This window comes from Chitinophaga sp. (genome assembly GCF_035538455.1).
GTDB lineage: Bacteria > Bacteroidota > Bacteroidia > Chitinophagales > Chitinophagaceae > Chitinophaga.
The window spans coordinates 17,217-27,401 of record NZ_DATLKJ010000094.1 but is presented as its reverse complement, the minus strand read 5'-3'; the positions used below and the strand labels follow the sequence as shown (position 1 = coordinate 27,401).

Here is a 10,185-nt window from a genome sequence, read left to right as displayed (position 1 = left end):
TATGCGGAAAATATTATATAAATATGCGGCGCCTTTATTAAATTGGCCGTCGTCAGGGGAGTCTGCTTTGTGTGAGATGAGCCACAGCAGCAAGTTTAACAGCATTTTAACGGCCCCTTCACATAGTAATAAGTTTTATTTGACCAGAGAATGATTATTTTAGCACACTTGAAAAACAAATAGCATGGAAAATACTTCGTCCGACATCCGGCAACTGAATGAAAAAATCCACCAGGCCAGTGCTTTTGTTGATCTCCTGAATATGGAGCTTGGCAAAGTGATTGTTGGCCAGCGCTATATGGTGGAAAGACTGCTTATCGGCCTGTTGGCCCAGGGGCATGTGTTGCTTGAGGGTGTGCCTGGTCTTGCAAAAACATTATCTATCAAATCCTTGTCGTCTGCCATCAACGCTAAGTTCAGCCGTATCCAGTTCACACCGGATCTGCTGCCTGCCGACGTAATTGGTACGATGATCTATAACCAGCAGCGCAATGAGTTTATGGTGCGCAAAGGTCCGATCTTTGCCAACTTTATCCTGGCGGATGAGATCAACCGTGCCCCGGCAAAAGTACAGAGCGCCCTGCTGGAAGCCATGCAGGAAAGACAGATCACCATTGGTGAAAATACTTTTAAACTTGATGATCCCTTTCTGGTACTGGCCACCCAGAACCCGATAGAACAGGAAGGTACCTATATGCTGCCGGAAGCCCAGGTAGACCGTTTCATGCTTAAAGTAGTGATCGGTTATCCTACAAGGGAAGAAGAGCGACTCATCATCCGTCAGAATCTCAACCCGGAAGCCTCCTCTCCCATCCGCGCTATCATCCAGCCTTCAGACATCGCCGAAGCACGCAAGCTGGTACGCGAGGTGTATATGGATGAGAAGATCGAAAAATATATCATCGACATCGTGTTTGCTACACGTAATCCGGAAGAATACAAGCTGCAGAAGCTGAAGCCATTGATCGCCTACGGAGGTTCTCCGAGGGCAAGCATCAACCTGGCGCTGGCTGCCAAAGCGTATGCATTCATGAAACGCAGAGGTTATGTGATCCCTGAGGACATACGGAGTATATGCCTTGACGTCATGCGTCACCGCGTGGGGCTCACCTATGAAGCGGAGGCTGAGAATGTAACCAGTGAGAACATTCTGAGCGAAATACTCAACGCAGTAGAAGTACCATAGCAGCTGATAGCTATCAGCTATTAGTATGTATCAGACTTTCTAAAAACTAAAGGCTAACAACTGCTCATCCGATGCTTGAAACGGCTGAAATATTAAAGAAGGTAAGACAGATCGAGATCAAGACCAAAGGGCTTACCAATCATATTTTTGCGGGCGAATACCACAGCGCATTCAAAGGGCGTGGTATGTCGTTCAGCGAAGTAAGGGATTATCATTTTGGTGACGATGTACGATCCATCGACTGGAACGTGACCGCCCGCTTCAACCATCCATTTGTAAAGGTGTTTGAAGAAGAAAGGGAACTGACGGTAATGCTCCTCGTGGATGTGAGTGAAAGCTCTTCCTTCGGTACGAAGAAGCAGGACAAGCGCGACCTCATTACAGAACTATGCGCTGTACTGGCTTTTTCCGCCATTAAAAACAATGATAAGGTAGGCGTTATCTTCTTCAGTGATGGTATGGAAAAATACATTCCGCCGAAGAAAGGCAAGTCACATATTCTGTTCATCATCCGCGAGTTGTTATCGTTTACGCCTAAACGAAAAGGTACCAATATCAAGGAGACCCTGCGCTTCTTCAATAACGCTACCAAAAAACGCAGCATTGTATTTATGCTGAGTGATTTCCTGGCGGGTAACTACCAGGATGCCCTCAATATTGCTTCCAGGCGGCATGACGTAGTTGGCGTACATGTATACGACCAGCGTGATAAGGAGTTGCCTCCGGTAGGACTGGTGCAGGTAGCTGATGCAGAAACCGGCGCCAGGCAATGGGTAGATACCTCCGACCGCAGAGTGAGACAATACTATGAACAGCAATTCCAGCAGCATACACAGTACTGCCGGAATGCCTTCATGAAGAGCGGCGCTGAGCTGGTGACCATCCGCACCGATGAAGACTATGTAAAAGCATTACAGACATTTTTCCTCAACAGGGCATAAGTTATAAAGAAGAGCAAATTAAACATGTATAAACAGCAAGTTATAAGGCGTATATTTTTATGTTTCTTCCTGGGGCTGCTGTATCCCTTTTGCCTGCAGGCACAGGAGAAGCCGCAGGTGTCGGCCAGTGCAGATACCAGCAGCATAAGGATAGGCGAACAGATAAAAGTGCATGTTACCGCTACCATCCCTGCCGGCCAGTTAAAGAACCCGAACTTCAGGATCTTGTTCCCCGTATTACCGGATTCCCTTGATCATTTTGAAGTTGTGACCCGCACTACACCGGATACCATTGCACAACAGGACCAGAAGGTGCTCAGGCAGACCTTCACGGTTACCAGTTTTGATTCCGGGCATTGGGAGTTTCCTCCGTTGAAGTTTGAAGTGTACGGCGCCACCGCTGATACCAGCTTCGATACACTTTTCAGTCAGCCTATTCCCCTGGATGTAAATACGGTAGCTATTGATACTACCAAAGCATTCAAGCCTATCAAGACTGTACGGGCGGTACCCTGGAGCATCTGGGACTACTGGCTGTATATTCTGATCGGAGTTGTTATTGCGCTCGCGGCAGTGGCCCTGTGGTTCTATCTGCGCAAGCGCCCGAAGAAAGCGCCAGTGGAAGTACGACCTGTTATTACACCGTATGAACTTGCTGTTCAGCAGCTGAAAACGCTCAAAGAGGAAAAGTTATGGCAGCAGGGAGATATAAAACAATACTATACCAGGCTTACAGATATTCTACGCGCCTATTTTGAACACCAGTTTGGTATTGCCGCCCTCGAGCAAACCAGTGAAGAGCTTCTGCAGAACATTAAGCCTGTAACAAAACTGAATCAGCAACGCGACAAGCTGCGTGCACTGCTGGCCATTGCTGACCTGGCAAAATTCGCCAAGCTGCAGCCTACTGCCGACGAGCATGAAGACTGTATGCACAAAGCCGAAGAGATCCTGGAGTGGACACGGCCCAAAGCAGAACCAGCCAGTGAGCCGGCCAACGAAAAATCTTCTTCATAAAAAAGATATTTCGTTATTCATCATTTATAATTCGCAAGATTGAGATAATGGATCTTTCAACGTGGAAAAATATTGAATTTGCCTACCCGCTTTTCTTCTGGCTACTGCTGCTGATACCAGTGATGATATACTGGTATTTTGCCCGCCGCAGGCAACAGCAGGGAGCTATGATGGTATCTTCTGTAGAAGGGCTTAAAGGACTGCCGGTATCCTGGAAAGTACGTTTCAGGCCATTGTTACTGGTATTGCGCATACTGGCATTTGCGGCGCTGGTGACCGCTTTGGCCAGACCACAGACTTCCAACACTTCCGAAAATATAGATAGTGAAGGTATCGATATTGTGATGGCTATAGACATTTCCGGAAGTATGCTGGCAGAAGACCTGCAGCCTAACAGGATGGAAGCGGCCAAGAAAGTAGCGATGGACTTTGTTGACAAACGTATCAGCGACCGTATCGGCCTGGTAGTTTTTTCGGGAGAGAGTTTCACGCAATGTCCTATTACCACGGATCATGCTGTGTTGAAGAACCAGATCATGCAGGTGAAAAGTGGCATGCTCCAGGATGGTACCGCCATCGGTATGGGATTGGCCACTTCTGTAGACCGCCTGCGCAACAGTCATGCTAAAAGTAAAGTGATCATCCTGCTCACGGATGGTGTGAATAATACCGGCCTTGTAGATCCGCTCACTGCTCTTGAAATAGCCAAGGCATTCAAGATAAGGGTGTATACCATTGGGGTGGGAACCATTGGCAAAGCGCCGTTCCCGATGCCTATGCCTGATGGCAGTGTGCAGATGGTTATGCAGGATGTACAGATAGATGAGCCGCTGATGAAGAAGATCTCTAAAGAAACCGGCGGTCAGTATTTCAGGGCTACGAACACCAGCGATCTGAAGAGTGTATATGATGAGATCGACAAACTGGAGAAGACCAAAGTGGAAATCACTTCTTATAAACGATTTGCTGAACATTTCTTCCTGCTGGCTATGATTGCGCTGGGATGCATATTGCTGGAAACAGTGCTGCGCTATTCTGTATTCAGAAGTCTTCCTTAACCTGTAATTTCCTACCTTTGGAGCTGTTATAAACAGGAAAGATTGCAAGCAAAAGTATACAGATCAACGGGGAGCTGGTATGTGGCGAAAACCGCCGCAGGCGAAATATTCCAGGCTCGTATGAAGGGTGTGTTCAAAAAAGATGACAGTATCACTTCCACAAACCCGGTGGCGGTGGGCGATATTGTGGAAATAGAACCTGAAGAAGGAGACGCCTGTAATGCCATGATAACAGAAATCGGCGCCCGTAGAAATTACATTGTGCGCAGCTCTCCCCACGGCAAAAACAAGAAACATATTGTAGCAGCTAACCTTGATCAGGCTATATTAGTATGCACTGTTAAGGACCCGCGGACCTCCCAGGGCTTCATCGATCGTTTCCTGGTTACCGCCGCTGCCTATCACATCCCGGTGATCCTGGTATTCAATAAGAAAGATATTTACAAGGCCAAAGAGATGGAAAAGTATGAAGCCATCGAGGAATTGTATACCAGTATCGGCTACACGGTACTGCTGATCTCCGCCACGACAGGTGATGGAGTGGACGAGGTGAAGGCCTTGCTGAAAGACAAGACCACCCTCATGTCCGGCCATTCCGGCGTAGGTAAGTCGTCCCTTATCAATGACCTGTTGCCCGGACTGGATCTGCGCACCACAGCCGTTAGCGGCTGGAGCGGTAAAGGTCTGCACACCACCACTTTCGCTGAAATGTATGACCTGCCTGAAGGCGGTTGCCTGATCGACACTCCGGGCGTACGTGAATTCGGTATTGTGGATATCCCAAAGACAGAACTATCCCACTACTTCCTGGATATGCAGCCATACATTACGGAATGCCAGTTCAATAACTGCATGCACATCAACGAGCCGGGCTGTGCGGTGAAAGCCGCTGTAGAAGCTGGCGAAATTGACGTAGACAGATATGTGAGCTATGCAACTATCCTGGAAACGATACAGGAAGAACAGTACTGATTATCCTTTTTTCCCGGGTTTATTCAATTCGTCCAGTACTTTTTCTGCGCCCCAGTTACGCTTGGGTTGGGGGCATCCCTTCTTTTGTGTTCTGCATGATGCACTGAGCAGGGCAACGGATAGGATCAATAACAGACAGATTTTGTTTCGCATAGGACATACTTTTTAAAACAGGCGGCTCATCTGCTTTCCTGCACGATGGTTATGCTGTTTGGCTTCTTTGGTGTAATAATTCGTAGCGGGGCATCCTGTTTTCTGCGAAGAGCAGGCACACAACAGGACACAGCTAGTCAGCAGCAGGCATAGGAATAATTTCATAGGAAAGTATTTACCTGCAATATATATCTTTTTAATAACGCATTTTTGCTAAGATTCTTTTATTTCGGTGCCTTCATACCAGGAAGCATACATACTGTAATTTTTTGAGATACGGTTAATCTCCCCATTGATAAGGGCCATGTCAATATCTTTCACCTTTTTGGCCGGGACACCTGCATAGATAGTGCCTGGCTCCACATGAGTACCGCTCAGTACCACGGCGCCTGCGGCAATGATGCTGTTACTGCTGATGTGTGCATTGTCCATTACGATGGCGCCCATACCTACTAGTACATTATCGTCTATGATACATCCGTGCAGGATAGCATTATGCCCGATGGAGACGTTATTGCCTACAACGGTTTTTGATTTCTCATAGGTACAATGGATTACCGCACCGTCCTGCACATTTACGTTATCGCCAAGGCGTATACTGTTCACATCGCCGCGCACTACAGCGTTGAACCATACCGTGCAGCCCTTGCCCATTACCACATCGCCAACGATGGTGGCATTGGGGGCGATGAATGCGCATTCAGGAATCTGTGGGGTGAAGCCCCTGAGAGGAATAATGTATGCCATAATAGGTTGTTTAAGTGCCTGGTGTACAAATATAACAATTACTATTTAGCAGTTGTTTTCTAACTTCGCAAACAATAGAGAATGTAATATGAATAACAGGCAACTCTTTCTGCAGCATGTAGCGCAGACGTCAGACGCCCCGCTGGCGCTGGAAATAGAGAAAGCGGAAGGCATGTACATGTGGGATGCCCACGGCAAACGATACCTTGACCTGATAGCAGGTATCAGTGTATGTAATGTAGGGCACTGTCATCCGGCAGTAGTGGAAGCTATACAATATCAGGCGCAGCAATATATGCACCTGCTGGTATACGGAGAGTTTGTACAGTCGCCGCAGGTGGCTTTTGCCACCATGCTCACACAGCATCTGCCTGAGAACCTAAGTAGTGTATATTTTACCAACTCCGGCGCCGAAGCTATAGAAGGGGCTATGAAACTGGCTAAGCGTTATACCGGCCGCACAGAGATCGCAGCTTTCAACCGCAGCTATCACGGCTCCACGCAGGGAGCACTCAGCATCCTGGGAGACGAATACTGGCGCAATGCCTACCGTCCCCTCCTGCCGGGTATCCAGCACCTGGAGTACAACGACTTCTCCTCACTGGAACTGATCACCAATCAGACCGCAGCAGTGATTGCAGAAAGTGTGCAGGGAGAAGGTGGTGTAATTGTACCCCAAAGGGAATGGATACACGCTTTGCGTAATAAATGTACCGAAACAGGTGCACTGCTTATCCTGGATGAAGTGCAATGCGGACTGGGAAGAAACGGTACCCTCTGGGCTTTTGAACAACACGATATTGTACCAGACGTTCTTATTTTAGGAAAAGCCCTGGGCGGTGGTATGCCACTGGGAGCTTTCATTGCCTCCCACGACATCATGTGGTCGCTTACCAATAATCCTGTATTGGGCCACATCACTACGTTCGGCGGACATCCTGTCAATTGCGCTGCTGGTCTTGCCGGATTCAAAGCCTTGCTGCATGAGGAACTGATAAAAGATGTGAAAGCTAAAGAACAGGTGTTCCTGCAACATCTTAAACATCCCGCTATCAAAGCAGTACGTTCCCTCGGCCTTATGATGGCAGTAGAACTGGAAAGCTTTGAAGTCAATAAGAAAGTGATTGACTATTGTATTTCGAAAGGAGTCCTTACAGATTGGTTCCTGTTTGCTTCAGAGTGCATGCGTATTGCTCCTCCGCTGATTATTAAGGAGGAGGAGATCAAATGGGCTTGTAGCGTGATTTGCGAGGGGTTGGAGAAGGTGTTGGAGAAATGATATTGAAAATGGCGCAGAAGGACTGCGTCTTTTTTTTGTTTAATGAGGTTTTATGTCTTTGGTAATGCTAGTCTTTTGAAGAAGCATTTAAGCAATAGCTGTCCCTGTCCGACGAAACAGATTCTGGTAAAAGCCCGCCAGCGGAAGCAACGATGGCAATTTGCCTTTTGCTGTCGAGTAGGTACCAATCAGTATCGATACCCGCTTCATTCGATGCTTTTTCGTTTAGTTTTTCTTCTGAATACAACTTCTCGAATTGAAGATTCATCAGAACTGCAACTTGAAACTTCCAAACACGCCAAATCGCTTACTTGCAGGTTCATCCGGTAACTGGCCGGGAGTAACACGCCATACGAAGTCTACACGCAGGAACTTGAAGATATTCTCAATACCGGTGCCTACTTCCAGATAAGGGTCGCCTTCCAGTGTTTTGAAGGTGTATCCTTTGTTGAGGTTCAGTTGCTTATTGGCATCAGAGAGAGAGCCAATTACGCCTTTGGCAGTCCAGAACTGGCGCCATTTCAGCTTTTTGATAAGCGGGATATAACCGAAGATACCGTTGCCGATAGTGTGTTCAACGTTGAAACCGGCGTATTGATCGCTGATGAACTCGAAGCGGTTCATCATGTTGAAGGCGTATTTATTGTAGTAGTACATCTCGTTACCAGGATGCACTTCCAGCGAAGTGTATGGTACTGTGCCGAAGATCTTGCCACCAAAAACATTGTAGTATAGCGAACCGAAGGGAGGCAGTTTTACGTTGTCGGATACACTAAGCGTTACCCGCTGGTAGTCCTGACCGCTGTTACCAATACCGGGGATACCTACGGCCAGTTTCAACTCTGTAATAGGATACTTGCTGCCCAGGCTGATCCGGTAGTAACTGCCTTCCAGGAACTGCTCATGGAAAGCGTAACGCAATTTCAGTTCCACTTCCGTGTTGGTGAGCGGATCACGGCCATTTACGAGCTTGGGATAGAATGCAGCTGTTGGCAGCGGCTCATAAGGCCTTACCTGTTTGTGTATAAGTGACAGCTGATGTGAAAATCCGCTGTAATACTCTTTGAAAAACTCCAGGCGTTGTTCCTGTATCATCAGGAATTTCTGTGGTATACCGCCTTTTCGGATGGCTAGTGTGAAGATGTTGTCGGTGCCTACTTCATCATAGTAATGGGAGCCGTTGTCAAGATCTTTCGTATAGGCACCATAGATATACATACGCGGATGCCTTTTCAACAGCCACAAGCCGGATATCTTGCCTTTAAACACCTTATCGTCGAAGCCATAAGCAAGATAACCGTAGAGATACAGATCTTTATTGAATTTCTGTGTAGTTCCCAGGTCGAGGCGAAGACGGAACCCTTCCAGCCTGTTCTTGGAAAACAGATAATAGTATGGCCCCCATTCTATCGGGCCGAAAGGCTTGTAACCAGTTGCCAGAAACTTGATAGTATTGGAGTATTTCTGGAAGAGCGGCATCCGCTGAAGTGTATCTACCATTTTGTAGATATTCATTTCATTTTTGCTCAACGAGTCAGGACGGTTATCCTGCCAGAATGATTCTTTACGTACGCGTGCACTGTCGAGCACTACTACACTTTCCGGGTATCTTTTGTTGCTGAAGATATTGGTAACGGAAGTATCGCTGGTTACAACATTATCGTAGGTGGTAGTTTTGCGACCAATGAATTCAAAGGTCTTTCCCGGTTTTGGACTTGGGGCCCAGAAGTCTGCAATGAATTTGTCTTTGTAAAGAAACCAGGAACTGTCTGGCATCTGTCTGAACTCCTGTATTACGCTTACTCTGCGGACAAAGTTGAGATTGGCATCTTTGGGAACCGAAAGAGTTGTCTTCTGTACGGCGTACGTGGTGTCATGTACCCAGAGGTCGCCGATAAAAGTGTTCTCTCCTTTTCGTTTAGGTGTAAAGTTTAGTTTGATGTATCGCTGGCCGCTGACATATTGTGTATCTGCAATCTTGTAATCGTAGTAGAAAGCGCCGTTGTGGTGTATCGGGCTTACAAACTGTTTATCAAATACAGGGATGAAGTTATCGTAGATATTAATGTTCTGGTACATGCCCCCCAGGAACTTAGTAACGCTTTCATTGTCGATACCGGAAGTACGGGCCGCTTTGATGATTTCTTTGGTCTTATGGGGGCTTGATTGGAAATAATAGTCAGACAGTGATTCCGTCAGGAAGATGGGCAGGAAAGGTTTGTCTTCTGAGGTGCTGTCAATGTTATTGAGTATAAATGCAAACGGTTTGGTAAAGCGGTTCCGGGACAATTTCTCTTTGTTGAGACTTTTCATGTCCAGTTCCAGTTTGTTATATACTTCGTATTTGTAATTATCGAGCCGGTTGTAATTGTTCTCCGGTTTATGTTTTACGATTTGTTTCAGCAGGATGAGCGCGAAGTTAACGTTTGCCTTTACCTCATATGTTTTCAGGGAGAGGTCAGAGCGGGTTAGCTCGAAGTTGATGACCTGTTCTTTCAATTGTCTGTTGACGGGCATTCTGAGAATAGTATACCCCATTACCCTTACCAGTAGCGTGTCTGATGGGATAACATTTAGTTCGAACATATATTTCCCTTCAGTATTGGTAACCATACCAGTTTGCGTATGCTCAAACTGCAGGGGGGCGAAAGGGATGATCTCCTGTGAGTGCGCATCTTTCACAACTCCGCTCACCTTATACTGCGCCTTCAATTCTGAACACCAAACGCTTACGCCAATGATTATTGCTATTATTCTTTTCCAGCCAAACATATCTGATGACAATATTAGATCTTTTACGCTTAATCTGTACGTCAGGTTTCCTATAGGAAC

Annotated in this window: 11 protein-coding genes; 6 read left to right on the top strand and 5 right to left on the bottom strand. The window is 46.8% G+C overall.

Translation table 11 applies throughout. The features are described from left to right. Positions 1–184: 184 nt before the first annotated feature. The 5 genes from VM802_RS11195 (at position 185) to rsgA (ending at position 5,174) form a co-directional block, all read left to right on the top strand. Complete coding sequence (locus tag VM802_RS11195; protein ID WP_325530379.1) at positions 185–1,186, top strand: AAA family ATPase; 1,002 nt, start codon at positions 185–187, stop codon at positions 1,184–1,186. Between the two features lie 71 nt (positions 1,187–1,257). Next, a complete protein-coding gene (locus VM802_RS11190; protein ID WP_325530377.1) occupies positions 1,258–2,127 on the top strand; it encodes a DUF58 domain-containing protein in 870 nt (289 codons plus the stop codon). 24 nt (positions 2,128–2,151) lie between these two features. Next, positions 2,152–3,144: a hypothetical protein gene (locus VM802_RS11185; protein WP_325530375.1), complete on the top strand. Its 993-nt coding sequence runs from the start codon at positions 2,152–2,154 to the stop codon at positions 3,142–3,144. Positions 3,145–3,191: 47 nt separating this feature from the next. Next, positions 3,192–4,202 carry a vWA domain-containing protein gene (locus tag VM802_RS11180; protein WP_325530373.1) on the top strand — a complete coding sequence of 337 codons (1,011 nt, stop codon included), beginning with the start codon at positions 3,192–3,194 and terminating at the stop codon, positions 4,200–4,202. Positions 4,203–4,244: 42 nt separating this feature from the next. Then, complete coding sequence (gene rsgA, locus VM802_RS11175; RefSeq protein WP_325530372.1) at positions 4,245–5,174, top strand: ribosome small subunit-dependent GTPase A; 930 nt, start codon at positions 4,245–4,247, stop codon at positions 5,172–5,174. On the opposite strand, the gene VM802_RS11170 is transcribed toward rsgA, so the two are convergent. Genes VM802_RS11170 through VM802_RS11160 form a run of 3 tightly spaced genes read right to left on the bottom strand, consistent with a single transcriptional unit; the run spans position 5,175 to position 6,074 of the window. Further along, a complete protein-coding gene (locus VM802_RS11170; protein ID WP_325530365.1) occupies positions 5,175–5,327 on the bottom strand; it encodes a hypothetical protein in 153 nt (50 codons plus the stop codon). It abuts the gene before it with no gap. Positions 5,328–5,339: 12 nt separating this feature from the next. Beyond that, the gene (locus tag VM802_RS11165; RefSeq protein WP_325530364.1) at positions 5,340–5,492 is read right to left on the bottom strand and encodes a hypothetical protein; all 153 of its coding nucleotides are present in this window, start codon (positions 5,490–5,492) and stop codon (positions 5,340–5,342) included. A gap of 48 nt (positions 5,493–5,540) precedes the next feature. After that, entirely contained in the window at positions 5,541–6,074 is a 534-nt protein-coding gene (locus VM802_RS11160; RefSeq protein ID WP_325530362.1) for a gamma carbonic anhydrase family protein, read from the bottom strand. An 88-nt stretch (positions 6,075–6,162) separates the two neighbouring features. Between VM802_RS11160 and VM802_RS11155 the strand changes: the two genes are divergently transcribed. Beyond that, a complete protein-coding gene (locus VM802_RS11155) occupies positions 6,163–7,353 on the top strand; it encodes an aspartate aminotransferase family protein (protein WP_325530360.1) in 1,191 nt (396 codons plus the stop codon). 67 nt (positions 7,354–7,420) lie between these two features. Here VM802_RS11155 and VM802_RS11150 read toward each other — a convergent pair whose 3' ends face one another. Then, on the bottom strand, positions 7,421–7,621 hold the full coding sequence (locus VM802_RS11150; protein ID WP_325530358.1) for a hypothetical protein: 201 nt from the start codon (positions 7,619–7,621) through the stop codon (positions 7,421–7,423). Next, positions 7,621–10,125 (bottom strand): DUF5686 family protein, encoded by a 2,505-nt coding sequence (locus tag VM802_RS11145; protein WP_325530356.1) that lies wholly within the window; start codon positions 10,123–10,125, stop codon positions 7,621–7,623. Before VM802_RS11145 ends, VM802_RS11150 begins: the two co-directional genes overlap by 1 nt. Positions 10,126–10,185: the final 60 nt, after the last annotated feature.